Source organism: Noviherbaspirillum suwonense, from assembly GCF_900182955.1.
Taxonomy (GTDB): Bacteria; Pseudomonadota; Gammaproteobacteria; order Burkholderiales; family Burkholderiaceae_D; genus Noviherbaspirillum_A; species Noviherbaspirillum_A suwonense.
Genome location: NZ_FXUL01000018.1, coordinates 29123 through 53966, shown reverse-complemented (window position 1 = coordinate 53966; position 24844 = coordinate 29123). Strand labels below are relative to the sequence as shown.

The 24844-nt window shown below is 56.9% G+C and carries 26 protein-coding genes; 9 read left to right on the top strand and 17 right to left on the bottom strand.

Features of this window, described 5'->3' with window-relative positions; all coding sequences use genetic code 11:
* Nucleotides 1–77: 77 nt before the first annotated feature.
* From QOL82_RS20210 to QOL82_RS20165, 10 genes are all read right to left on the bottom strand, one after another.
* Complete coding sequence (locus QOL82_RS20210) at nucleotides 78–638, bottom strand: S26 family signal peptidase (RefSeq protein ID WP_283444112.1); 561 nt, start codon at nucleotides 636–638, stop codon at nucleotides 78–80.
* A gap of 2 nt (nucleotides 639–640) precedes the next feature.
* A complete protein-coding gene (locus QOL82_RS20205) occupies nucleotides 641–1066 on the bottom strand; it encodes a hypothetical protein (protein WP_283444111.1) in 426 nt (141 codons plus the stop codon).
* A 162-nt stretch (nucleotides 1067–1228) separates the two neighbouring features.
* On the bottom strand, nucleotides 1229–3673 hold the full coding sequence (traC, locus tag QOL82_RS20200; RefSeq protein WP_283444110.1) for a type IV secretion system protein TraC: 2445 nt from the start codon (nucleotides 3671–3673) through the stop codon (nucleotides 1229–1231).
* A 77-nt stretch (nucleotides 3674–3750) separates the two neighbouring features.
* Nucleotides 3751–4089: a TraA family conjugative transfer protein gene (gene traA / locus QOL82_RS20195; RefSeq protein ID WP_283444109.1), complete on the bottom strand. Its 339-nt coding sequence runs from the start codon at nucleotides 4087–4089 to the stop codon at nucleotides 3751–3753.
* A 40-nt stretch (nucleotides 4090–4129) separates the two neighbouring features.
* Nucleotides 4130–4768 (bottom strand): type IV conjugative transfer system lipoprotein TraV, encoded by a 639-nt coding sequence (traV, locus tag QOL82_RS20190; RefSeq protein WP_283444108.1) that lies wholly within the window; start codon nucleotides 4766–4768, stop codon nucleotides 4130–4132.
* The gene (locus QOL82_RS20185; RefSeq protein ID WP_283444107.1) at nucleotides 4765–5991 is read right to left on the bottom strand and encodes a TraB/VirB10 family protein; all 1227 of its coding nucleotides are present in this window, start codon (nucleotides 5989–5991) and stop codon (nucleotides 4765–4767) included. Before QOL82_RS20185 ends, traV begins: the two co-directional genes overlap by 4 nt.
* Entirely contained in the window at nucleotides 5991–6839 is an 849-nt protein-coding gene (locus tag QOL82_RS20180; RefSeq protein ID WP_283444106.1) for a TraK domain-containing protein, read from the bottom strand. The genes QOL82_RS20185 and QOL82_RS20180 overlap by 1 nt, the downstream gene beginning before the upstream one ends.
* Entirely contained in the window at nucleotides 6836–7483 is a 648-nt protein-coding gene (locus QOL82_RS20175) for a TraE/TraK family type IV conjugative transfer system protein (protein WP_283444105.1), read from the bottom strand. Before QOL82_RS20175 ends, QOL82_RS20180 begins: the two co-directional genes overlap by 4 nt.
* Entirely contained in the window at nucleotides 7480–7764 is a 285-nt protein-coding gene (traL, locus tag QOL82_RS20170) for a type IV conjugative transfer system protein TraL (RefSeq protein ID WP_283444104.1), read from the bottom strand. The genes QOL82_RS20175 and traL overlap by 4 nt, the downstream gene beginning before the upstream one ends.
* Nucleotides 7761–8423 carry an OmpA family protein gene (locus tag QOL82_RS20165; protein ID WP_283444103.1) on the bottom strand — a complete coding sequence of 221 codons (663 nt, stop codon included), beginning with the start codon at nucleotides 8421–8423 and terminating at the stop codon, nucleotides 7761–7763. Before QOL82_RS20165 ends, traL begins: the two co-directional genes overlap by 4 nt.
* Before the next feature lie 257 nt (nucleotides 8424–8680).
* Here QOL82_RS20165 and QOL82_RS20160 point away from each other — a divergent pair, with 257 nt between their 5' ends.
* The 3 genes from QOL82_RS20160 to QOL82_RS20150 all read left to right on the top strand — a co-directional run bounded on the left by QOL82_RS20160 (nucleotide 8681) and on the right by QOL82_RS20150 (nucleotide 12263).
* Nucleotides 8681–9547: a hypothetical protein gene (locus QOL82_RS20160; RefSeq protein WP_283444102.1), complete on the top strand. Its 867-nt coding sequence runs from the start codon at nucleotides 8681–8683 to the stop codon at nucleotides 9545–9547.
* Nucleotides 9548–9610: 63 nt separating this feature from the next.
* On the top strand, nucleotides 9611–11374 hold the full coding sequence (locus QOL82_RS20155; RefSeq protein WP_283444101.1) for a type IV secretory system conjugative DNA transfer family protein: 1764 nt from the start codon (nucleotides 9611–9613) through the stop codon (nucleotides 11372–11374).
* Complete coding sequence (locus QOL82_RS20150) at nucleotides 11367–12263, top strand: hypothetical protein (protein WP_283444100.1); 897 nt, start codon at nucleotides 11367–11369, stop codon at nucleotides 12261–12263. The genes QOL82_RS20155 and QOL82_RS20150 overlap by 8 nt, the downstream gene beginning before the upstream one ends.
* A gap of 88 nt (nucleotides 12264–12351) precedes the next feature.
* Here the strand turns inward: QOL82_RS20150 and QOL82_RS20145 are convergent, their stop codons facing one another.
* The gene (locus QOL82_RS20145; RefSeq protein ID WP_283444099.1) at nucleotides 12352–13374 is read right to left on the bottom strand and encodes a toprim domain-containing protein; all 1023 of its coding nucleotides are present in this window, start codon (nucleotides 13372–13374) and stop codon (nucleotides 12352–12354) included.
* A gap of 305 nt (nucleotides 13375–13679) precedes the next feature.
* Between QOL82_RS20145 and QOL82_RS20140 the strand changes: the two genes are divergently transcribed.
* On the top strand, nucleotides 13680–14231 hold the full coding sequence (locus QOL82_RS20140) for a hypothetical protein (RefSeq protein ID WP_283444098.1): 552 nt from the start codon (nucleotides 13680–13682) through the stop codon (nucleotides 14229–14231).
* 41 nt (nucleotides 14232–14272) lie between these two features.
* Here QOL82_RS20140 and ligA read toward each other — a convergent pair whose 3' ends face one another.
* A complete protein-coding gene (gene ligA, locus QOL82_RS20135) occupies nucleotides 14273–16297 on the bottom strand; it encodes an NAD-dependent DNA ligase LigA (RefSeq protein ID WP_283444097.1) in 2025 nt (674 codons plus the stop codon).
* Between the two features lie 177 nt (nucleotides 16298–16474).
* Here ligA and QOL82_RS20130 point away from each other — a divergent pair, with 177 nt between their 5' ends.
* The 3 genes from QOL82_RS20130 (at nucleotide 16475) to QOL82_RS20120 (ending at nucleotide 17900) form a co-directional block, all read left to right on the top strand.
* Nucleotides 16475–16849 carry a hypothetical protein gene (locus tag QOL82_RS20130; protein WP_283444096.1) on the top strand — a complete coding sequence of 125 codons (375 nt, stop codon included), beginning with the start codon at nucleotides 16475–16477 and terminating at the stop codon, nucleotides 16847–16849.
* 18 nt (nucleotides 16850–16867) lie between these two features.
* Nucleotides 16868–17260 (top strand): hypothetical protein, encoded by a 393-nt coding sequence (locus tag QOL82_RS20125; RefSeq protein WP_283444095.1) that lies wholly within the window; start codon nucleotides 16868–16870, stop codon nucleotides 17258–17260.
* 229 nt (nucleotides 17261–17489) lie between these two features.
* Nucleotides 17490–17900: a hypothetical protein gene (locus tag QOL82_RS20120; protein ID WP_283444094.1), complete on the top strand. Its 411-nt coding sequence runs from the start codon at nucleotides 17490–17492 to the stop codon at nucleotides 17898–17900.
* A gap of 232 nt (nucleotides 17901–18132) precedes the next feature.
* On the opposite strand, the gene QOL82_RS20115 is transcribed toward QOL82_RS20120, so the two are convergent.
* The 3 genes from QOL82_RS20115 to QOL82_RS20105 form a co-directional block, all read right to left on the bottom strand.
* Nucleotides 18133–18465 (bottom strand): hypothetical protein, encoded by a 333-nt coding sequence (locus QOL82_RS20115; RefSeq protein ID WP_283444093.1) that lies wholly within the window; start codon nucleotides 18463–18465, stop codon nucleotides 18133–18135.
* 32 nt (nucleotides 18466–18497) lie between these two features.
* Nucleotides 18498–18749 carry a hypothetical protein gene (locus QOL82_RS20110; RefSeq protein ID WP_283444092.1) on the bottom strand — a complete coding sequence of 84 codons (252 nt, stop codon included), beginning with the start codon at nucleotides 18747–18749 and terminating at the stop codon, nucleotides 18498–18500.
* 172 nt (nucleotides 18750–18921) lie between these two features.
* The gene (locus tag QOL82_RS20105; protein ID WP_283444091.1) at nucleotides 18922–19971 is read right to left on the bottom strand and encodes a tyrosine-type recombinase/integrase; all 1050 of its coding nucleotides are present in this window, start codon (nucleotides 19969–19971) and stop codon (nucleotides 18922–18924) included.
* A 778-nt stretch (nucleotides 19972–20749) separates the two neighbouring features.
* Here QOL82_RS20105 and QOL82_RS20100 point away from each other — a divergent pair.
* Nucleotides 20750–21241: a response regulator gene (locus tag QOL82_RS20100; RefSeq protein ID WP_283444090.1), complete on the top strand. Its 492-nt coding sequence runs from the start codon at nucleotides 20750–20752 to the stop codon at nucleotides 21239–21241.
* Nucleotides 21242–21433: 192 nt separating this feature from the next.
* Nucleotides 21434–21745 (top strand): hypothetical protein, encoded by a 312-nt coding sequence (locus QOL82_RS20095; protein WP_283444089.1) that lies wholly within the window; start codon nucleotides 21434–21436, stop codon nucleotides 21743–21745.
* A gap of 189 nt (nucleotides 21746–21934) precedes the next feature.
* Here the strand turns inward: QOL82_RS20095 and QOL82_RS20090 are convergent, their stop codons facing one another.
* Both QOL82_RS20090 and QOL82_RS20085 read right to left on the bottom strand, forming a co-directional pair.
* Nucleotides 21935–23500, bottom strand: a complete 1566-nt coding sequence (locus QOL82_RS20090) for an integrase (RefSeq protein WP_283444088.1) — start codon at nucleotides 23498–23500, stop codon at nucleotides 21935–21937.
* A 457-nt stretch (nucleotides 23501–23957) separates the two neighbouring features.
* On the bottom strand, nucleotides 23958–24839 hold the full coding sequence (locus QOL82_RS20085) for a hypothetical protein (protein ID WP_283444087.1): 882 nt from the start codon (nucleotides 24837–24839) through the stop codon (nucleotides 23958–23960).
* Between the last annotated feature and the right edge of the window lie 5 nt (nucleotides 24840–24844).

Sequence of the window (24844 nt, the reverse complement as noted above, 5' to 3'; positions counted from 1 at the left end):
CACAACGCGTACCAATACGTATGAAAGGGAATAAGTAATGACGGCCCGCGCTGTCGGGCTTTACACAGCCGCCTCGGCTAGAACATCGGGCGCACGCTCCCGATGACGTCGCTTTGATCAAGAAATCCCCAGTACCGGCCGTCGTAGCTTCGCGGGTCGGTGCCGAGGACAAGAATTTTCCCCTCCGGGACTGTTTCGCGCCTGTCGTAGGAGCCAGGCTTGGCCGCAAGTTTTGGTAGCAGTACCAGTTTGCCGACCGGACGCCCGTTAACAGAGGCTTCATCGTGACTGACAACGAGCTCGTCACCCGGCAGTCCCGCGACCATCTTGCCTACCAGACGACCTTCAAATTTTGGCCCCATCAAACCATTTCGCGGCTTGAATGCGACATAGGCTCCCCTGGTGAATTCAGTGGGTCGGCCCAGTTTGAGCAGATACACCCGCCAGGGAAGACAACGCACCTCCTGCATATCGATGCCGATCCGAACATCATGCGTGGCCATACTCAACAGCGGATAGAAGATCGCGAATGTTAGCGCGCAGAACGCGAGCGCCTTGCCGGCAAAGGCACGCCGCCCTTTCTCTGCCCAGAAACACGCCCATACCGTGCGCCAGTCATGAATACCCAAGGCTGCCATGGTCAGTTTTGCAACTTGATGCCCATATTTGCCGCGACATTGGCGGTGATGTCATTGGCAGCGGGTTTGTTCATCGCAGCGCCGGAATTAAGCACCAGGATGCCTTCATTTGAATAGGCTTCCAACGCCTTGTCGAGCTGCTGCACGAATGCCTTCGCTTCCGCGGTGGCCTGTTCGTTTGTGACACCAGGCTGATCCAGCGTGGTCTTCATTTTCAGACGCGCCAGTCGTGCCGCATCGACCGTGGCAACCAGGGTGCCACCGGCATTCTGCGAGGCAAAATGCCATGATGCCGCCCCGCTGAAGGCAGAAAACAACGCTGCAATGATGCAAGCAGTAACAAGCGATACGCCTGCGGGCTGCTTTGGTGAAGTATTTATAGAGGCAGGAGCAGGAGCTTCCGGCGCGGCATTTGTCTGATCGGACATGGGCAGTCTTTCTAAATTGGGGTTGCTGTAGTAGGAATTTACAACGACATAACGAGTACCGATACTGTATCAGTATATATTGCTCTTGTGCAAGAAAAATGGCGACCCTGTTTGGATCGCCATTTGGTTTTAGTACAACCGGGCAGGAAACAGAATGCGGCGTCAGGCCGCCTGCCGGTGTTCGAGGAAGTTATGAATGGCGCTGGTGGCACTTTCGCCGCGTTTCATTGCGTCGAGTATGACGTCGCGCTCAGCGCCTTTGGTTGAGAATAAAACCTGCGTGAACGGGCTCACCACCAGGCGGGCAATGCCCCAGTCGCTCTCGGACTGCTTGATCATCACCTCGCTGTACTTGCCGGAATTGGTGTGCACGGACTTGAGCATGTATGCGCCGTAGTCGTCGATCTTGAACTGCTTGCCTTCTATCGCGGAATCGATCGATTCGCCTTTTTGCTTCAGGATCAGCTGCCAGGCGGAATTTTCGTAGATGGCGCGAGCATTTGGCGAACCGTACAGGTCCGCTACCGACTGGGTCACCACGATCACGGCCGCATCGTGCTTACGGGCCTTGCGGTAGACCGCTTCCATGGCCTTGCCCATCACCGGGTCATTCAGCGACTCCCACGCTTCTTCCAGGATCAGGATCTTGCGCCGGCCGTGCGTAAGGAAAATTTCATGGTTGATGCGGGCCATCAGCTGCAGAAGGATGACCTGCTGCAGGGCCTTTTTCGATTTCAGTTCCTGGAGTTCGAGAACGACAAAGGCATTGTCCATGTTCAGGTTGTTTTCGCCATCGAACCAGCGTGTATAGGCGCCGCCGGCGAACGGGAACAGCTGCTTGCCGAGTCGCTGCGCTTCGGGGTCGGGCGACTGGATACAGCAGTCCGCGACTGCGGTAATGGTCGATGCGGGTCCGTATTTCTTGTAGGTGGTGGTAATGGCCTGCTCCAGAAGCGCCATCCGGTAGTCGTCCAGGACTTCCTCCGGGGCCGCCATCTTGGCGATCATGGCCTTGAGGATGTCCATTTCCTCGTCGAGGTTGCCATCGATGTGCGTGAACGGGTTCAGGCAAATGTCGGATTCGGTATCGAACTCGATAAAGGTGCCATCGTTGACGTTGGCGAGCTTTTCATAGCTGCGGCCCGTGTCGATGACCCATACCTTGGCCCCTTCTGCCAGGTAGTCCGAAACCAACTGCTGCGTAAAAAAGGATTTGCCTGCGCCGGATTCGGCAAAGACCACGGCATTGAAGTTGGTATGCGACTCGAACAGGTCGAACAGGACTGGTTGCCCACGGCGCGACATGAGCAAAGTCGCCCCGGAAGGGCCGGTGCCGCCCCAGTCCCCGAATATCGGCAGAAACTGGACAGCGTGGCTGATTGCCATGGTGTGAAAGCGATACAGGTTTCTGATGCCTTCCCGGGTCGTATTCAGGGGCAGCACGTTATTCCAGAGCGGCTCCAAAATCCGCCTGTCTTCCCGCATTTCGAATCCGATGGAAGAATAATAGGCCTGCAAGCCGGCCGTGAGCTTATTAAGCCGCTCTTTGGATCTGGAGAAAAGGAACACCGTGAAATTCATCTCGCACAGGATTCCCCCTCGACCTTCCATTTCATGGACGAGGGTGTCAATGCCGGCTTTCTTATAACCCAGCACCGGGATCATGTGGGCAGTCGGCCCGAATACCTGGTGATTGATCATCGCCGACCTTCCCTTAACCCATTCTCCCTTGGCCACCTGGTCCGGATAGTGCAGGGTCATGACCATATAAAAGGGATCGGTGACCTGGTTGGTCAATCCGTGGGCGTCGCCGATGAGCTGGTTCATCACACTTAACCGTGCGCGCTTGGGGAAGAACTTGACGCTCATGGCCTTGGCGAAAAACTGGTCTTCGTGGAAGCTGATCGTATTCTTGTCGCTAAAATTGATGGAGTCGGCGGGGTAATAGACCTGTTCGCGCAGCGGAACCTGATCGTTATAGTTGGATTCTGGCTTTTCCCACAGATGGGTGATGAGCCGCATGATGTGCAGGTACTGCTGTGGACCTACCACCTCGAGATGGATGCCAGTTGCCCGTACGGCTTCGTAGAATCGGTCGGTTGTTTCCCTCGCTGCGTGGATATGGGCTTCCGTGGGAATTGGACTTGGGCACGGCACCTTGATGGTCAGCATGATGCGCTGGCGGTTCAGCAGCACGCCCGACGTGTTGACCAGCGCCTTGTCGATGCCATCACGGAAATGCGCCGCATGCGACTTCGCCAACTCGGAGAGAATCGGTGTCGCGTATTCCTTATTGGTGAGATAGCGGTCCAGATACGATTCGACGTCCGGGCTGCTGAGGAGCGCAAACTGAATGAAGCTGCCGGGTGGAAGCTGCATGCTCAGTGCGGACTTGAACTTGTCGACCGTGGCCGCATCCGCGCCGGCAATGGGCAGTCCTGTATAGCAGGCACCCAGATAGAATTCCTTTCCGTCCGACATATAGAAGATATTGGAGTCGGTATCGCATGCGCGCACGGTCAGCTTCTCGAACGGCACCGATTTGCGGTCGCCATCGATGAGCACGGGCTGCCTTGCAGCTTTGGAGGACTTGAAGAAGGAGAGCATGGCGGAAAGTGAATTTTGTCTGGTTGGCTAAAAAATTGGAGAGGCCGCAGCCTCCCCGAAATTCGGCACGTTCTAAATTACAGGGTGGCCGAAAACATGTTGGTCAGTACGCCAGGGCCGATGGACGATGCCAGGGCGATCGATACGCCGGTCGCAACCGACAGAATCGACTGCTTGATCACGCCAATGCCCAAGCCAACCGCCAGAGCGCCGAGGGAGAACACCTTGCCCAGCGAGCCGGTCATCCAGCCGTCCAGGTTCGTGGATACGGTGGCGAAAGTGGAATCCGTGCCGGCGATGGCGCTACCCATGGAGAGGACGGCGACGATGACGAACGCCAGCAGGAAGGCATGGTGTTCCTTGGCGAAGGAAATGACGTTTTGCTGGGCGGCCAGGGCTTGTTGTTTCAGTTTCATACAAATCTCCAGAGAGTGAGGGGGTTGTGGTGGTAAAAAATCAGTTGAGGTTGATGTCCGAGGGTGACGGTAATCCCGGCATGCTCATCGCCGCCGACTGACGCGCCTCACCCTCGGCAGGCTTGGCGGCGACAGGTTGCTCTTTGCCCGATGCGCCGGCTGGCGCTGCGGCCGCACGGAACGGAACGGTGGTATTGCGACCCGAGGCTTCCGACTTGCCGACCGACCAGCGGCGCGGCTGGATTTCGGTGAACAGATAGCCGGGGTAGTGCAGGTCATCATTCTTGTCGGTCCATTCCGCAATCCAGATGCGCATGACTTGCGCGGCTTCGCGCACCGGCTTGGCTTTGCCGGTCTTGACGATGCCGGCGCCGGTGGTCGCGCCAGGCGCGGATTTCACATCGAGCGACTTGGGCAGCACATAGGTCATGCCTGCGGGCGGGCCCGACTTGTCGCCAAGGTGCTGGCCAAGCGGCAGATCATTCTCGGTTTCTGCCGGCATCTGGTTCGTCGACTTGTAGACCGCGGTCGGGGTCTTGCAAACGATGCCTTGTGGCATACCGGGGCAAGAAAAGGACGATTCTCCACCTGGATTGAGAGCCGAAGCACAGCCGGTCAGTAACACAGGGATAGCGAGCGCGATGGCAACAATGCGATTGTTCAGTTTGAGGTTTTTCATTTGAATTCCACTCCCTTGATCAGCACGATGGTCAGCTTGCGGCCGGCATCGATTTCAACGACGGGTGTCATTTCCCGCGCTATTTCCAGATAAAAATGTGCCGCTGCTTTGGATGCGTCCGAAAGGCCGCGCGCCACACCAGTTTGGGCGACTGTGCTTGCATCGGTGGTTTGGGTCTGCACCATGCTCGATGGATTCAGATTCAGTTGCGGCACGTTCGTCGGGGTAATCGCCTGACCAATACCGGACAACACACCTGCGGCCAGCGATTTGGCGATCAGGCTGCCCTGCTTGCTGACCAGACGGCCGCGTGCGCCGACGCGCCCATCCTCGCCCACCACATAGCCATCCAGCTTCCCTTCCAGCACCTGTCCGTTTTCACGGATACAGGAGTAGGTTTCGGTACGCAGCTGCGCACGCTCGGAACTCATGACGCCAAAGCCGGATACCAGAACGAAGCACTCCTTGATATCGTGGGTGAAGTGGTTCGGCAGGATGGCATCGGACTTCACGCGCATGACGGCGGGGACCGGGTTCTTCTGCGAGACAGCACTCGTAGGCGCATCCATACCATTCATCAGTACTGCTTCAACCATCGAGCCGGCTGGCATGTACGCATAGACCTTGGCTGCCTTCTTGGATTCCTTGACCGCAGCAGGCTTGTCGCCCCCGATCACGCGCAGCTTCGGACCATCATCCGACCTTGGCGCATCGCCGGCAGCGGCAGTAGCGCCATCCAGCACCGGGTTGGCCAGACCTGCGGCGCCGGTCGGAACCGGATCGCTCAGCTTCGGACCGGGGCCGGTACCCTTGTTCTTTTCGACTTCGTCCAGCCGCTTTTTCAGGGCTATGAGTTCCTGCACCACTTCGGAGTCGACGGAGGAAGTCGTCCGAGACTTTTCCGACGCCTCAAGGCGCTGCAGCATGGCCTGGTTGTCGGCCTTTTCCTTGGCCAGCTCTGCCTTGACCTTGTCGATTTCCTGGCCGTTGGAGGCCGATTCTGCAGCGACCTTCTCCACCGTCTTGTCTTTGCCCTTCGGCAGCAACAGGTTGGTTTCGCTCGCCGCAACCATGCGTTTCTGCGGCTGGGCTTTTGCCGGTCCCATCACGAGGGATGCGCCAATCATCAACGTGCCGAGGACCAGAACAATGGCCGTTACAGCGCGCGCTGCAGGCGGGGTGTTATCCCACTTTTTCTTGAATTGTTCACCAAAGGTGGCCATTACTTGCCTCCCGTGGCCGCTTTGTCAGCCATGACGAAAACGGACGTCGACTGGCCCTTTTCGAGGATCGCGTTCGGGAAGATCGCCACGGCGCGCACGCCATCCGACGCAAAAGCCTGCTCATCCATCTCGACCGTCGCATCCGAGACGTTCTCGACCCGGTAGCGATAGACGTCATAGCTGGAGCCGGAGTAACGCACTTCCGGCACGACCATCAGCTGATCCATGCGCGCCACGGCTCTTGGCAGCGCACCTTCGGCGAAGCCTTCGGGCGTTTTACCCAGCGCGATCTGGCGCATGACATAGCGGATCCGGTCGGTATAGACGTTGTCGGACGGCGCTTCTTCTTCCGGCTTGGCGCCAACGGCGGCGAGCGGCTCGTCCAACTGCAGAATGATGGTCTGCGACGGCAGGTTCTTCGGCACCAGGGTCAGCGACACGACCGGATCGTTTGGCGACGGACCGGAGACGAACAGGGTAATCGGTGCATCGCTTTTCGGCGTTACATATACCGATTGACCAACCGCCTTTACCACCGCCTTGTCGTCATCAATGACCTTTGGATCGGCATAAGGGGTTGCGATCCGGTTCGGATATTCTGCCGACACATAAATGATTTCATTGCGGTCGGATGAGACGCGAACCACATTGGCTTTGGTCGCCTGCTTATCGCCTGGCATCAGGCCCAGCCCCGGCAGTTTCTGCTCCAGGATTCGCTTGGGTGCGGCTGCCTTCGCATGGAATGACACCGGCGTACCTGCAGCGGGGATACCCGGAGGCGGCGGCAGATCTTGCGCTTGGGCGGCAAAAGCGCTCAGGACAGCCAGCGCGACTAACAGACGTTTCATTCTTGCGTTTCCTTCACTTGTAAAGCGACCTTGGCATCCTCGGCAGCCTTCGGATTTCCTTCCAGCCATTTCAGCGTGTGCGGCTGGTTGCCGGGATAGTGGGTCAGCGCGTCGACCAGGGGGCGGCCCGCCTGCATCTCGATGCGCATTTCATAGGTCAGTGCAGCCGATTCCTGCCTGCCGCCGGCAGTCTGGGTCGTCATATTTCCCGAGACGAATACCTTGGAAGTGTCGGCTTCGAAGACCACGCGGTCCGGCTCGAACCGCACCGAACCGCCGTTGGCCTTGAACACCGGGTCTTCGGCCAGCACCAGCAGCTTCTTGCGCACTTCCGGGTAAATCCGTGCCGACACCATGCCGGACAGGGAGTCCGCCACGAAGGTGACGTTCTTCGGGCTGACATTGGCAGAGAGCGTGGCGAAATACAGGCCGAACGATTTCAGATAATCCGCATCCGCCGACTTCCAGCCGACCTTGACTGCCTTGTCGATATACGGCGGCACCAGGACAAGTCGCTCATGGTCCGTCAGCTTGTCGACTACCATTGCGCCCAAGGCGAGCGCAAGGGCCACGTTCGACATCAGCATGACAGAGGTGCCCTTGTTGGCCGATTCCCATGTCGACTTCATGAAGGACAGCTTCATAGGTGGAAGTCCCTCTTGGTCGAGTCCTGGTAGTGCTTGTTCAGGCTCATGACGCCCAGCCAGTAGCAAAGGTGCAGCAGGATGCCGTCCAGTGCACCGTTCTTGAAGCGCTTGAATGCCTTGACGGCGTAGTAGCCGGCGAGGATGGACAGCAGGGTGAACCAACCGCCAATGGCAATGCCGCAACCGAGCAGGCCAATAAAGATCACGGCCTCGTCGATTTCCCAGAAAAACAACTGGGGCTGGCTATCGACGTAGCGTGGGATATCCACTTCATTCATTGTGTTTTCACTCCTTTGGCGGCGGCAAAGGAAATCACAGCACGCCGGTTCTTCGCGGGGTTATTCAGGTCCGCGGGTTCCCGCTTGCCACGGCCTTCAAAGCTAATCTGGTCTGGGGAAATGCCGGCATTGATCAGGTAGTCGGCGACCGCCTTGGCCCGGCGGGTGGACAGGCGCTGGTTGTAGCGGTCCGAGCCGACTTCATCGGCATGCCCAACAACGCGCACATCGGCGTTGCGGGACCTGGCTGCCTGAACGATGCGCTGCAGTTGCTGGACATCTTGCGGGGCGGTCTTGTTGAAAGCAAAGAAGACGATGCCATCGGTGCTGAGATTGAATGACCGGGAGTCGAAACCGGCATCGCCCAACTCCACTGCCTTCGGATAGAGAACGGGCTGCTCGCGGCCCTGTTCGGTCACGATCCAGGCGTTAACGCCCCCGCGCACTTTCTCGATGGTCCGACCGTCGCGGCCTGCAAATTCCGCGCCGCCGTCCGCCTTGGCGCCTTGGTCGACGATGACGTGTGCTTCGTGTGCCGTCTCCACCGCTATCGTGCTGTTTGCCGGCCAACGCAAGTGCCCCAGTTCGGCCGAGGCCGCGCTCAGCGAAACGCAAGCTACAGCGCCAAGTACGGTCAATTGAAAACGCTTGTTAGTCATTACTGGATGCCTTCGTTCTGAGCCGGTCCGGAAACCTGCATTAAATTGATACTGTGCAGCAACTTTAACAGGTGCCGATAATAATTCCAAGTGTATCTTTGATTTGCCGCAACAAAAAGAAGCCTGTAGAATTACATGCACCTGTTACGGATAAAAATATTTTTCTCTTTTCCGGCGACTCAGTGCGTTTATTCAGGGGTGTAAGTCATATCAGCAAGCAAGGCAATTCCGCTTAGCAGCACTTCAGGAGAGCAAACATGAGTCATCAGGCAGCAACGGACGCGCAGGCGTCGGCATCGCAGGGCACATCCAATATCGCGTTGTGGGAGATCGTCCAGGCGACGGACCCGAAGTACACCAAGGACTTCACCCGCCGCGATGGTTTCAGCGGCACGGCCATCAACGCCACTTACCAGGCAAAGAAGGCGACCGAAGCATTTGGCCCGATGGGCTTGGGCTGGGGCGTGAAAATCCTGGATGAGCGCTATATAGAAGGCGCGCATATGGGCTGGAACGCACAAGGGTCTGACCTCGGACCGGAAAAGATCCACGTTGTCCGGATCGAGCTCTGGTACAGGTGGAATGGCGAGCGCGGTGCGATCGAGCATTTCGGCCAGACGAAGTTTGTTGGCTGTACCGCCAATGGCGTGTTCACCGATGAAGAAGCCCCCAAGAAAAGCGTGACGGAGGCGACGTCCAAGTGTCTTTCCCTGCTGGGGTTTGGTGCCGACGTTTATATGGGTTTGTACGACGATTCGAAGTACGTTAGCGCGGTTCGGGAGCATTTTGCCGAAAGCGGCCAGATTGGCGGTCGAGCACAGCCGGTTGCCGGATCAACGGCGGCGGCCTCAGCATCAACCTCGCAAGGGGCAACGACGGCTGCACCTCAAAGTACGAACGTGGCTTCGGCGTTGTCGGAACGCTACAAGTACTACAAGGAAGAGATTCAGAAAGGGGTCGTCGATGTCGAGCGAAAGCGTTTCTTTATCCAGAACGACAATGAGCTGTCGGATATGGAGCGCGCAACCTTGTTGTCCATGCCTGAAATGCAGGTCCAGCCTTCCCGGCCTGCCACAGGGAGTTCCATCCCCGCAGTAGACAGCATGATGGGTTCCTTCTTGTAATTCCACCACCCCGCTCGCCTTCCTGGCGCGCGGGGTTTTTTTGTCGTGATGAGGAATTCCTCAATGAATTTGAAAGATTTTTACAAGGTGCGACTGGGCGGCGCGTCCGACACGGCATCGTTGTCGGCCATCGGCGCGAGTTCTCTGGTCACGACGGCCTCGGCGCTCGCGGGAGGTTTCGTTGGCTGCGGAGCGACGTTGGCGGCATTGGGCAGTGCCTCGATCGCCAACCGGATGTTTGAAAAGTGGCGTGCGAAAAACCTGCTCGGGTCGTCGTTGTCCCTCCAGTCCGCGACAGAGCTGATGCGCCCTGATGGGTTACTGGTTGGTTTCAGCACGGACACTGGCCAGCCGGTGCACATTCCCGATGAAGACCTGATGCGCCACGGTTTCATACTCGGGCAGTCGGGCGTCGGCAAGACTGTTCTTGGCAAATTGCTCATGTTTCAGCAAATCCAGCGCGGCGGCGGCCTGATGTTCATTGACGGAAAAATGAATGCCGACGACATCCAGACCATCTACCAGTACTGCCGGTGGGCCGGCCGCGAGGATGACCTGTTGATCCTCAATCCTGGCGACCCCGATTCCAGCCATACCTACAACCCCATCCTGCGAGGTGATCCGGACGAGATTGCCGCCCGCATCCTGTCGCTGATACCGTCGACGGAAAACAATCCGGGCGCGGACCATTACAAGCAGTCGGCCAATCAGGGGATCACGACATTGGTGGCTGCCCTGCAGGCGGCGGGCCTGTCGTACAACTTTATTGACTTCACGATTCTGCTGATGAATCACAAGGCGATCGAGGAGCTGGAGACAAAGCTCAAGAAAACCGTGCCGAACCATTCCGCAACAAAGAACCTGTCGCTCTTTCTGGAGCAGTACAAGGGCGGCGGCAAACCGGGCAGCGGCGCGGAAAACATGGTCGACATCAAACGGATGAAGGAGACGTTCGGTGGCGTTGGCGGCAGGATGTACATGTTCGGCACAGGAAAATTCGGCACTGTGCTCAATACGTACACCCCGGAGATTGACCTGTTTGAGGCAATCCGGTCCAAAAAGATCATCTATGCGGCCCTGCCCACCATGGGCAAGAACGAAGCGGCATCCAATTTCGGCAAGATGCTCCTGGGCGACCTTCGCACGGCCATCTCCTGGGTGCAGGCGCTGCCGGAAGCAGAGCGCCCGAACCCGCCCTTCCTGAGCTTCATGGATGAGGTGGGCAGCTATGCGGTCCAGTCGCTGGCACGTCCCTTCGAGCAGGCGCGTTCTGCGGCGATTTCCCTCTTCCCGGCCGCGCAAACACTGGCCAACCTCGAAGTGGTGTCAGACGACTTCAAGGAAATGGTCATGGGTAATACCTGGACCAAGATTTTCTTCAAGTTGGGTTCCCAAAAGTCGGCCGAAGAAGCAGCCGACCTGATCGGGATGAAGATGGCCGAGACGATGCAGATGGCCACGTCCCAAAGCTCCTCGGAGAGCCAGGCGGCGGCGACGATTGCGCCAAGCGGAAATGTGGGCGACGGCGCCGGCATGACGACGACGGCGAAACTGGAAGAAAGACACCGCGTCTCGCCGGATGAACTCAAGTCCCTCGGCAAGGGGGAATGCATAGTCCTTTATGGCGGCGACACGCTTTTTAACATACGGGTGCCGATGATCGCGATTGACAAAAAAACGGGAGCCGCGATGGGCAAGCTCGACCTTGCGCACAAGCGGAAAAAGGCGGTGGTCGGTGCCGACTACTTCAAGAACAGCAACAAGTACCTCGGTGGCGGCAAACAGGAAAGCAGCCGGGAAATGGCAAGGGAATTGGCAAATGAATAACGCAACAACCATGGAAGAAATGACACATGAATTCGGATTTGAAAGTGATACTGGTCATCGGGACGGTGATACTGCTCCTGATGCTGTGCGTGCCTTTCTTGCGGGCCTTAATAATGACGATCTTTGGCAAGGTCTTAATGCCGCTGATCTCGGCGATGGGGAAAGTGACGGGGACGTGGGGATTGTGGACGGTGAAGAAAACATCGTCGGCATATCGCCTATGGATCAAGAACTTGCTATCGCCGCGCTCAGTAATCTATCAGGCATTGGAGGATCCAAAAGAAGAAAAAAGGAAGACACCCTAAGGACCTTCACAGAGGAAGACTTTGAAGAAGGCGGGGAGCGGATCTCCTTCATGATGGTGCGGGCCAACATCCTGGCGCTGTTCGACAAAAAGCGTAAGCCGGCCGAAGTGCTGAAAGCAGCCGAGTGGGTTTTCGGGCGTCCCGATACGCCTTTTACGTTCGAGCGATGCTGCGCCAACCTGGGCACGCGCAAGGATGTGCTGCGCCTGCGCATTCATTACGAGTTCTGGCGCACCTGGTACGTCCTGCCGATTGAATTCCCTTTCCTGATCGAGCCGCTGCCGCCGATTGTGGCTGATGAAATCTACATGCTGTGCGGCGATGAGGGAATTGACCTGGCTAGGGCCGCATGGATGAAGCCGGGTATACGCGCCGTCGAACTGCTCCGGATCGCGTCTGGCATGGAAAAGGCGCCGGACAATTACATCCGCGCGCTCGAGTTGCTGGGCAACAAGTATTTCATGTCGCAGCAGGGCGATTACTGGTACCTGACAGGAAGAAATCCGATTGTCCGCGGCCATGATCTTGAAACCTCGGCCTACAAGCGGGCGATTCACAACGTCTCATGGTCAAGGATGTTCTGACACACCTGCGCTGCGCATAAAAAATGCCCCGTGAGTCATGAAGACCACGGGGCATTTGAACTACTGTGATGCAGTTAAAAGACGAGTACTAAGACAGCCCCAGTTGTGCCTGCAGCTGCTCGTTCAAGTCACCCACACCGGCCGGTAGACCATAGACGCCGACTTCCGCTCCGACTGCCTGGAGTACGGGAACCAGCTTTGCCGTGGCACTTTGTCCACGCTCATCGTTATCCAGCGCCACAAGAACGTTACGGCCTTTGAGCTTGTGAAACCACTCCGGCTGCCAGTTGACGCATCCCGGCAAGCCGATGATGCTTCGCTTGGTACCCATTTGCACCGCTGACAACAGATCGATACAACCTTCTGTAATCATGACGCGACTGCTATCGGCACCTTTCCATGCCCATGGCGTCACATCGCCGTACCGCAACGATTTCACTTCATCCTCCTTTGCGGGGCGGGAGAGGCGAAATTCTGCGGTCCGACTGCCTTTGGAAATGAAAACCAGGGGCCGAAACGCGATCGCTGGCGCCTTGGCGTCTTCGCGCAGCATTCCAGCCTTGATCAATGCCGCTTCCCCAACCAGGTCGTACAACAGCTCCTTGGCAGAATTCGGATTGGTCGGCAGTGTCACCATGATGCCGCGCCGGATTGCTTCCATTGCCAGTGGCGTCGAGATCCCCCGTCCGTTGAGATAAGCCAGCATCCCATCGTCGGGCTTGCGCCCGGCCGCCAGCAATGCATCCACCACGACACCGATTGCCGTATCGTCCCTGGGAACGACTGGTTTTGGCTTGGGCGGCACATAGGATTTCATCACATCCGGATCGGCGCCAATGAGCTTTAGCGCTGCGTCACGAGGAGAAATCCCCCAGAACGCCGCCGCCGCATCAATGACATCCCCTCTTTCGCCACAGGCAAAACAGCGCCAGCGGTTTTCTTCCACGGAGACCTTCACCGAATGCTTGGAGGATTCCCCGCATTGCGGGTTCGGGCACATGTGGTAGCGGATCGTGCCGTTCATCTGCTTGGGTGGTGCGCCCAACACGTATTCAAAGAACCATGTCAGTTGAACAAGCTGCCGGACTTCCGAAAATTTCACTTCTTCCATTCGTGGTCCTGCGTTGTGTGTCATGTTGACCTCCCTCTAAAAGAAAATAACCCTGATAGACGGAGATGCTTTTCGTGGATGTATAAGATTGCTTATTGTTTCTTGTGGCTAAATCATGTTTTGTCACGATACAGATTAGCCGCGTATTATGCGCACCTGTAATGCATAAATAATACAGGGAGGATTATTGTCGTGGATGAAAAAGAAAGCAAGGCGTTGACGTGCATGGGCGTTGAAATTGCAGGCGAAGCCCGCCGCGTTGTTGTGGGGTTCGGACGCTCGGGCGAACCTGGGAGTGCTGGCTGATGTGGGGAATGGAAGTCGGGCAGCCGTTTTGCAGCGGCCGGGCTCGTTGGAACCCCGCTACCGTGCAATACCGGTATGACACAGGCATCGAGGGGCACCATCTATTGCAAATCAACCAGCGCGACGTAACCGCAGGCGAGCTCGACGCCTTTCATGCCGGATCAGTTCATATGGGCTTGTTTGTGGACTGCCTGGTGCCGTTTGTCCTGGTTCGCATTGAGAGTTTTTACGACTGGTCCGATCAGGCCGCGTCGGTCAACCTGCTCCCGCCAGAGCAGTGGCAGCTTCATGAATGGTATCCAGGCATGCACCTGTCGCTGGCACTGGTGCTGGTCGACGCGGATACCGGGATCGTGCTGGGGAAACGAATGGTGATGTATTCCGCCCATGTCTCCAGAGTGTTTTACGACGCCCTGAAAATGCAGTTGGAAACGCCGTACGGGAAGGAAGTAATCGAGGCGGTACGCTCGCGCGTTTACGAAAAATATGGGCGCTCAAAAGACATGGTGCGGGCGGCCACAGTAGTCCACCGCCCTACTCCTCTACTGTAGCCAAGAGTTGCGCCGCCTGATTTGCAGGCGGCTCGATCTCTTCAGGGCGCTGCACAGGCCGCAATGAATGCAGCTTCATCCCACACTAAAATGCCAAGTTCTTCAGCCTTGGCCAGCTTGGAGCCGGCCTCGGCGCCTGCCACGACGGCGAAGGTGCGCCGCGAAACCGATCCGGCAACCTTTGCTCCCGCTGCTTCGGCCAGCGCCGTTGCCTGTTCCCGGGACAGGGTGGGAAACGTACCGGTCAGAACGATGGTTTTGCCTTGCAGGGCACCAGCGCCACCTGCGGCGAGCACCTGGGGCTGCAGCAGTTCGGCCAAGGCGCTGGCTTCGTCGCCTTCGGCATCATCCGCCAGAAAACGCACGATATTGGCCGCCGTGGTGGGGCCGATATCCCGGATGGACAGGAGCTGAGGTTGCGTTGCACTGGCGAATTCGCTCCAGCTACCAAATGCCCTGGCAAGGTCCTTTGCTGTCGCTTCGCCAACGCCCCCGATACCCAAGGCATAAATGAATCGGGCCAGAGAAGGCTTTTTCGAACCTTCGATGGCGTCAATCAGATTTGTTGCCGATTGCTGCCCGAAGCGATCGAGGGAAGCGATCTGTTGAACGGTAAGATGATAAAAATCCAATGGCCTTCGAACCAGGCCGGCTTCGATCAGCGCTGCGACGGTTTGCTCGGCCAGCCCTTCGATGTTCATGGCCAGCCGCGAAGTGAAATGGGTCATCCGAAAAAGGCGCTGTGCATCGCATGACAGACCGCCCGAGCATCGGTAATCGGCGCCATCCTCTTCCTTCACGACTGGCGCGGCGCAGACAGGACAGTGTGGCGACATGATGAACTTCTCCGCTGCTGCCGGGCGTAATTCCGCGACCGATCGCACAATCTCGGGAATCACATCGCCGGCGCGTCGCACGACAACGGTGTCGCCGATGCGTACGTCTTTCAGGTGCACCTGGTCTTCGTTATGGAGGGTGACGCTGGAGACAGTCACCCCGCCGACGAACACCGGGTCGATTTTGGCAACGGGCGTCAATTTGCCGGTACGGCCAACCTGGCAGACAAGCGAGCGTACGACAGAGAGTGCTTCCTGTGGCGGAAACTTGTAGGCCATTGCAAAACGCGGGGTGCGGCTGTTCCAGCCCAGCTTTTGCTGCAGTTGCAGATCGTCGACCTTTGCTACCGCACCGTCGATGTCAAACTCAATGGCGCTTCTTATGGTGCCGACATGGTCGAACCACTGCTGTATGCCTGCAAAGCCCTTGACCACGGCTGCCATCGCATCGACCGTAAACCCAAGCCGGTTCAGGTACGCGAGCACCTCGCTTTGCCGACTAGCTTCAAAAGGGAGGGATTCGCCTTCAGACCTTGGTGCAGCGCCATAGGCAAAGAATTTCAGTCGGCGTACAGCCGTTTCCTTGGGGTCGAGCTGTCGGACGCTGCCAGCTGCAGCATTGCGCATATTCACAAAAGGCTTCTTGCCGGTGGCTTTGCGCTGTTCATTCAACGACTCAAAGACGCCCCTCTCCATCACCACTTCCCCGCGCACATGTAGGCTAAGGGGCTCTGGCAGGCGCAGGGGAACGTTTCGGATCGTTCTTACCTGGGCGGTTACTTCTTCGCCGGCCGCGCCATCGCCTCGCGTCAGTGCTTCGACCAGCACGCCATCCATGTAGCGAAGCGAAATCGCCAGTCCATCGAACTTCAATTCCATGCAGTATTCCAGCTCTGCCGGGTCCACGCCAAGTTCGCCGGCGGCCGCATCGACGGCGGCGCGGGCTTCTTCCGCATCCATGACGTCTTTCAATGACAGCATGGGAAACGCATGGGCAACTTCACGGAAGGCCTTGAGCGGCTTACCGCCTATTCGCATCGAAGGCGAATCCGGGGTAGCAAACTGCGGATATTGGGCTTCAATCGCAATCAGCTTGCGAATGAGGGCATCGTATTGAGCGTCGGAGATTTCAGGTGCATCTTTCTGATGGTAGAGCCGCTGATGGCGCTCGATGTCGGCGCGCAGGCTAGTGATCTGGAGAAGGGAAGGCGACTCGGCTGGCAAATTCACAACGGTTCCAATATGAGAGAGTATGTGAGAAGTTCACCACAAAGTTAAATAAATGAAAATCAACTTGTATTATACGAGCATGTTATAATATTGCAAAAGGTAAATACCCGGTGCAGATCACGGCTAGTGGTCTAATACGTAGGATTGAGAGCATTGGGAACATAGAAGGTAAAAATCATGAATGATGGATTTGATTACAGCTCGCTGTATTACGCAGCAGAAGGTAGCGCAAACGAAGCCAGACAAAGAGCTTCCGACGCAGAGGAACAGCTTGCGTACGCCCAGCGGTCTCTGGCGCGAAGCCAGCTTCTGGTGCAGAGCCTCGAGGAGTCGATACGTATTGCGAACCGGCATATTCTGGAAGTTGCTGCCGAACGGACTGCCTTTCATGATTTGGCACAGGCCATGGTGTATGAACTTCACGGTGATCCCGCAAGTCGTGATTTGACGATTCCGGACAACAGGGATGGAAGACGGGCTTTCTTCGAAAAGCGCAAGGCAGAAGTGGCAGAAGCGTCCGAAGCCGCGAACGCGAATGCAAAGTACATCTGATTATTGAGTGAGCAAACAATGTTGAAGGCCGTGGACCAGAAAAGGGTTGGTACAACGCATCGCACCACCGGGAAATCTCCTCTTGAGATGATTGCTACCGAACGCCAGGCGCAGGTCGCCATGGGATACGACGCCAGCCATGACGATCAGCATGCCGCTGGCGAACTGGCGGCGGCGGCGGCCTGTTTTGCGCTCGGCAGCACTGACGTGACAGACGCAAAAGAAAGTGGTGAAGCCTGCAACCTCTGGCCCGCGGAATGGCCGAGGGAGATTTTGGGTGAAAATACCCGGATGCGTCAGCTGGTGGTTGCCGGCGCACTGATTGCCGCCGAGATCGAGCGGCTGCAACGGGCGCATTTTGCTGCCATCGACGCGGCGCAGCAGACCACACTCGACACACTGGAATTCTAGGGCCACAAAGCCCGCCCACCACAGCCGCGGTCCTGCCGAAACACAATCAATTCGCAGCCCTCACGTCCTGGACGTTGAGGGCTTTTGTTTTGTCACGCCCAACACTCTTTGAGTTGGTAAGCCTGCTGCCGTATTTCGTTTCTTCGCTTTATACAAAGGCGTTGTGCATCCCCGGTTATCTGACTAACGCGAATTTTCGCTGGTGTTGTCTCTCTCCTAAGGATGCATCATGAAACGAGCTACTCCCTTCCAACCTGTCCCTGGCGACATCGTATTTTGCAAATTCCCTGAAGCACTTGCTGCAACCTGCCCTGGCCCGAAGATCCGGCCGGCGCTGGTGGTGGACGTGTCCAAAGACGGGAACCGCGTGTACGTCGCCTATGGCACGTCGCAAAGGACCGAGCAGCTCTATCCTGGTGAATTCCGGGTGGATGATGCGGCGTCGATGGAAATGGCTGGCCTGTGCAAGCCGACCAAGTTTGCCCTGTGCCGCAAGCACTGGCTGGCGCTGAATGAGGAATGGTTCGTTGTTCCTCACAAGCGTCGGTTTGGACAATGCCCGAAAATGGGCGAATTGTCGGAGTCACTGGCTCCGCACATGGCTCGCGCAGTCGAAACAATGCGCGCAGCCCGGTTTTAACCAGTACCAACCTCCACGTCTTCGGACGCTGGAGGTTTTTTAATGCTTGCTTGAGCTGGTTGAAATCGATATTATTATTTTATCAACTATCTGTTTTGAGGAGGTATGAAATGCTGAATTTATTCGCTGATTTCATGTTGGCAGTCCGCACGCACAAGGCCGTAAACCGGCCTTTGGGCGTGGCATTTCGAATAGCACGGGACCGGCGCCGACGCACGCCGGCATGGGGGCGTTAGGATTTGTCCGCTTCGAAGTCGATGTCGATTTGTCTGACGTCGGTTTCCCTGACCTGGTGGGGCTGATACGCGCCCACTGGTTGAGACACGGCGGCCTGATGGCTATCGTCATCTTCGACGATCTCCAGCCACTGGCCAAGTACGTCTTTCACGCAGTTCTGGCATAGCACCGTGCGAACGACGTTCTCATCGCCGAACACCGAGGCGTAGCCGGCCCGGAAGTTGATTTCGAGCCGCTCCTGATATTCGAAGTCGTCGCTTTCGAGATCGAAGCCACAGCGACGGCAATTGCATGGGGTTTGGTTTTGTGTTTCGACTGCCTGGTTCATCTTTGTCACTCTTCCTATCTTGGTACAGCGCCCTATTTCAGCCTTTGCACAGCTTGTTCATGCAGGTCATTGAATGGCTCGTTTCGTCCCCTGTCGCGGAATTCCACCAGGAGTTCGATCACCTTATCGAAATTCTGCCGGTCCAAGGTATAGAGCAGTTCTGAGATCGGGCCATGGCCCGATAGATCCTTGATGATGGCCCTCAAGGCGCGGCTGCCACCGGTTCCTTCCAGCGAATTCGTGATGGCCACGAGTTCATTAAGTTTTCGTTCGTATGGGCCCATGATTCTATTCTCCTGTTAGCTGCAGTTCATTGTTTCACGGTGGTCATGGTGATCGAAAACCCGCTTCGAGGATATAATCTTTTTGTGCGTTCTGGGACTTGTTGGCTATGCCTCCCCCCAGGAACAAGAGAGTTGAAATGGCCCACTTCGGTGGGCCATTTCCATTTGGACCTCAAGAATCCTGGCTGCGGATGGGCCGGTACTTTGATACCAACCCAACAAAAGTCTCGGTCGTCTTGATGTCGCGGTGTCCCATCAGGTCATACAGCTGCTCCACGGTCGTTCCCAGCGCCAGCTCGCGCACGGCAAATGTGTTGCGCAGGGTGCGGCCGCCCTGATGGTCGACGGAAGTCATCTCGGCCCGCTCGAAGGTGGCCTTGATCTGGCGATAGAGCGTGACCTGGTCGATCTTTTCTTCCTTTCGTAACCCGGAAGGGAAAAGCAGCCTGCCGGGGACATCGAGGCCGGCACGCTCTTTCATCCAAGGCTGCAGGTAGGAGACATACTCCTGGCGCAGAACTGTGTCATGCGGCAGGCTGGTGCCGTCCGTGGCGGCGGGATTGACCGTAATGGTGATGTAGCCATCCCTCATCGGCTGGCCGATGTTTTCGACATAGAGGCCGCGGATCTCCGAGACCTTTAATCCGGCGCCGATCGCCAGCGCCAGCATGGCGCGGTCGCGCCGGCGCTTCCAGTTCTGTCGCGGGTCGCCCGGCTCGCCTGGCAGCGCCTTCAGGAACGCCGCCTCCTGCTCGCGCGTGAGCGCAATGGTGGGCTTGTCGACGCCGGCGGCGCCGGTCTCCCGGTTGCGGTACATGCCGTGCGCAGCCATCGAGGCAGGGTTGGGCGCGATTTCCAGATGCCGGTAGACGCGCTCGAGCAGCCGCACATGGCGGGTCCGGATGGTGCTGACCATATCCTTGTCGCCCTTGCCGCGGCCGGTGACCTGGGCGTCGAGAAACCGCAGGATATGGTCGGGCGTGACGGTAAACAGGTTGACCTGTTCGCCGGCCATCCATTTGACGAACTTGCCGAACATGTGGATGAGGTTCTTGCGGGTGGAGTCGCGCAGCGGACGTTTTTTCTTGTTGACGTCGACAGTCGGCGGGCGACGGCCGTGCTCGAGGTAAGCCTCGGACTTGACGAACTCGGCGAAGGCCTCGATGGGCTCGCGTCGCCAGCCATCGGGGTGATCGTATAAACCGAGCGTTTTCATATCCATCTGAGGACTCCTCTGCAAGCAGGGCGGCGTAGCCGCCCTGCATTTATTTCTTCTGCCCTGGCTGGTTGATCGACCCCGCCATCCGGGACGGGGAGGGAAAGACTCCTACCGTTTCGAAAGCACAATTACTGGTCAAGCATACAGTAATTAGGGTGGGAGAGACAAGAACGCAACAATCTATCCATCACCGCAACCAGACCATAACCCCGGTCGATCGACCACCCCACCCTATAAAAAGGACCGGGCATTTTGACGGTCCGTAAAACCCGCCTGGCTCCCCCCTCCCCGGATCCGCCGCGCCCGAGAGGATACAAAAAGAAAAAAGAAAAAAAGGGATTCAACGGACCGTGGCCACCAGGTCGGCCGCAAATACACGACCAGAGCAAAGCGCCGGCAGGTAAGCGGAGCCGAGATTCCCGCCTCAGGGACAGGATCGAGACGACCGATCAAAAGGAAAAAGAGAATTCAGAGAGCCGCCGCGGCCGGTCCAGGGACGATCCGCAGCTGGTCGACGGCACAGGTCGCGGGGGTGGCGCTTGCGCCAGAGAGAAAAGAAAGAGAAGAAAATAAAGGGGATCGAAGGGAGACGGGGCCGTCGGCGGAGCGGCCCGGGAGGTCGTCGGAGCCGGGATATAGGGGTGTTGTATTGATGGATTGATTGTTGCAAAAATCTGTAAAGTTTCTGTGCGGAATGAAACAGAATGTAATAATGGGGCACTCGCTGCTTGATGTGCGTCTAACGACTCGCTTTCATTGATTTACGCGGCGAGGTACATAATTGCTCATCCATTCCAAGAAAATTCCCTGGCTAAAATTGGTCTCCATTAACGCTGCGCCGAACTTCGGCCGTCTGGATGTGCTGGTCGTCGAGAACGACCCGGATCAACTCAGCCTGTTCACGGAAATTCTGGCGGCGGCCGGCTTTACGGTCCATGGTGCAGCGGCTCCTGACGAAGCGTTGGCGATCCTGCGCAGTGCCCATGTTGACCTGCTTGTGACCGATGTCCGGCTGGACCATGACATGAATGGCTTCGAACTGGCCAACGAGGCGCAATCCCTTCAGCCTTCGCTGCAGGCATTGTTTATCACCGGCCTCCCTGATGACCTGGCCCGCCGGCAAAGCGGGGCTCAGCCGAACGCTTCTATCCTGCTCAAGGTCTTTTCGCTGAGCGACTTCGTCAACGCTGTGAGCGACGCGCTGGGCAACTCGTTGCACCTACACGCCATTTCCGATCTGAAGGCACACGCGGCACGGGCACGGTCCCTGTAAAAGCTCACGTTGCTCCGGCCTTCGGGCGTCGGTGCCTCCGACCTGATCCAGTCGCCTCTTTCGCCTGCGTGAATGCTCACGCGCATTGATGCTTGCCACCTCGCGCGCTCTACCACGGCGAGTAATTGTTTTTCGATGTTGTGCATCTCCTGATATCGCTAACGCCCTTACGGGCCCCATCAGGAGATCCACATGTTTTCTGCTTCCGCAAAAAGAACCTGCTTCGCCGCTCGCACCTTGCTGATCCTCGCTGTTCGGATGATCTGCGACTTCTACAACTGGCTGTTCAATGTCCAAACCGTCTCGGTCATCAACATCGACGGCCGCGGCTTCAACGAGTACGAGTACACCGCGGTCCCTTCCGTCAAACCCAACGTCTATCGCGTGGCCTTTCGCCACTGGATCAACGGCAAGGCAGTCTCGACCTGGAGCGAAACGATGGACGCGCGTGAATGGCTTTCCATTCGCAACCGTCTGACCGATCAGGAAGCACGTTCTGTCTGATGCTCAACCACCCTACCCCGGCTTTCGCTCATGCGATGCCGGGGTTTTTCGTGGATGATGCCTTTACAGCACATCCACACTCATACATCTGTAAATATGGCATCCTGAACCGCCGTGCTTACCCCAATACCGCTTCCTGTTCATTAGGATGGTGCAGCAATTTTTCGTGGTGTTGGATCGTACTAAGCGTTAACTGGTCTCGAGCAATTCGACACAAGCAAGCGGATTTGATGCATCTACCAGCGCGAGCGCTATATTGGCTTTGGCAACGAGATCAAGCGGCTCTAAGTTCTGGACATAATGTCCGTGCGTGACACGATCCATACCTGCCCCAGCGAGTTTTGCTACGGTGCGCAATCCTGGAGTGAGCGCCACACTATCAAGTTTGCCACCATGCAAAATCAGATTGCGCTGCCGGTACAGACGGTGGAAAGAGTCGGAAATGACCTCTCGGACTATTTCTAATTCAACTTTGGGTTTGAGGAACAACTTTCTCATTCTTGTCGCGGCCGCCTGGTCGCTCAAACCTTGTAAAGCCGGCATGGTTCCTTCAAGAATCATGTTTCCGATGATGCGCGACCGTTCACGGTTGCTTCCCGCGTCTTCGAGCACCCGATATTCGCCAGGTTTATTCTGCTGGACCAAGTATGCCAACCGTGTAAGTTCGGCGCGGGGAAACGAACAAGTTACCAAGCTAGCCAGATTGTCCGCCGCCGTGGAGCGGTCATTGGAAGGTGCTAGCAATCCTTCTATTGCTCCCCATCCCCCTGCAACAGCCGCTACTGGCGAGCTGCTGTCCAGATGGGAAAGCAGTTCCAAGGCTGCATCGACGCTTTTGTTTGCGTCATCGGTAAATATTCGGTCCTCTCGATATAGTTCCCTCACTTCGACCCCACGACGATCATGGCCCAGATCGAAGGGCGCCGCGCTGCCTGAGACCCACAACTTAGGTAGCCTATTCAAAGGAAGGCCAGTCGCCAGCAATGTTCTTGCGGCATACCGATCAGATTCGCTTCTTGCGGCCTGTGCGGCTCCAATGGTGTCACGTGCCCTGACCCGACGAATGATCGCTGCGGGAGCGCGTACGCCAGCTGTGTCAAAGCCTTGTGCTTTCAGCCAGTTAGTCACTCCGGGCCCCTGTAGCCAAGATGTCGGCACGCCGTTGAGAAGTCTCGGTACCGCCCCGAACGCAAGCAGTACTTCAAAATCGCGCGGCGGGCTAGCCGTAATTTCCTGCTGCAGGTCATTACAGAGTTGTCCCAGCGAAAACGGATTGGCTTCCTGAAGACGTTGGTTGATGAAATCACGGAGGTATTGTCCAGAAAACCCTGCATCGAGCAGGTGACCTGCAACACTGCGGGCAAACAATTCGACGGTAAAATTCCCGGAATCAACGACGCGCCCCCATCTGGATAAATAATCGGCAGAAACAATGGTCGAGATTCGCCGGATCGTATGATGCGCTACGCTATCGGGACGCGGCACCTGTTGAAGCTGCTGTTGAAGCAGCCGTTTCTCCTCGCCTGAAAACCCAGGGTGGTGGCCAATGCGCTTGTTCAACGATGAAATCACCCTTTTGACCGAGGCTTCGCTGAGATGGCCCTGCGCCAACACTGTGCATGATTCATGAAGCTCTTCCAGCGCTAAAACTATGCCGATCCCCCAAAGCGAACGGTGCCAGGGGCTTCGGTCGGATAGGAACTCGAGAAGTCGTACGACAGCAAGGTTTTCTGAAGGGTTGACAGAGGGGGTCATAGTGAATATCATTAAAATTCGGCTAGTAGGCGTGTTTTTATAACTTGCTAGTACACCATCTAGGTGGGGTTCGACCCGAGCGGATACTGCAGTTTGACTGGTCAGTCCAATTGGCTCGTTCCCCCAGTTATTCGAAAGAAGCCCTGCGACGCGGGGCTTTTTTTTGCCGGTTTCCTTTGATTAGCAATTGTTATTGCCAAAGTTCTATTTCGCATAATCACTATACCATTCGAATTTGGCCGACTATAAAGGAACTTGCGTTTGATAAATAAACGTTTCAGCAAACCGGTTCAGGGTTAAAATTAGCCCATAGCCCAATGTGAACCCACTCCCGCCCCTGCCTTTCAGGGACCTAAGCCGGTGATGCCATGTTGGCATAGAGTCAAAAGCCACCGTAAAGGTGGCTTTTGACTTTCTAGCGATCATTTCGGGTCAACACGAACTTGTCAGTAACCTATCAGGGATTCGAAGCCAAAGCCGGCATGCCGTTCACGAAGGTCACAACAGGCTTTCCATAGGCAGCTTTAGTGCCGCGCACGGAGAACGCCTTCTCGCCGCTGCAGGAGAGTGCGTACGGATTTGCCGCCACGCCCTTCATGAACCGGATCTTGCGCATCAGCGCATTAAATGTGGCCGGGTCTGTGAAGGTTTTCACCGCCTTGGTATTGGCGTCTTCCATGGCAAGCGTCGGCGTGCCCTTGCGAGCGGCACAAAGATCCATGGCCCAGACCACTACATCCCATGGGTCCGTCGTGCCCGACTTCAAAAAGGTGGTTTCCGGCAGCGGACCCGATTCAAACGTCGCATCAGCCGGCGCCTGGTTAAGCGCCGGATGCTTGATGAGCGCTGGCTGCTCCTTGTCGTGGATGACAAAGAACCCAGTCGGATACCGTCCGCTTCCGCCCGTGGAGTACACATCGCGAATGGTGAACTCGCCCACACAGCGCGAACCGTTGATCCGGTACTCCTGGCGATCGAGCTTGCCGTAGGTCGTTGATATCAGCAGCACCATGCCATCGGCAAGGGTATCAGCATCGTAGACCTTGTCGGCATCCACCCAGTCCATGCGCTGGCCCTTGTCGTCGTCATGCACTGAACGCTCGATCTGCCATTTTGTCGGGCACATCGAGGCAAGTTGCGTCCTGAATTCCTTGGTGATCTCAGGACGCAGCAAGCCACCACCCTGCTGGACCGGGAATACCAGGGTCGCTTTCGAGCCGAATGGCACGACCAGATCCGTCAGGGGATGGGCGACGAGATTTTCACGCAGAGCGTTTGCCTGTGCAGAAGCGACGGTTGTTAGGCCGATCAGGGATGCGAGGAGAATGGATTTTTTCATGGTAC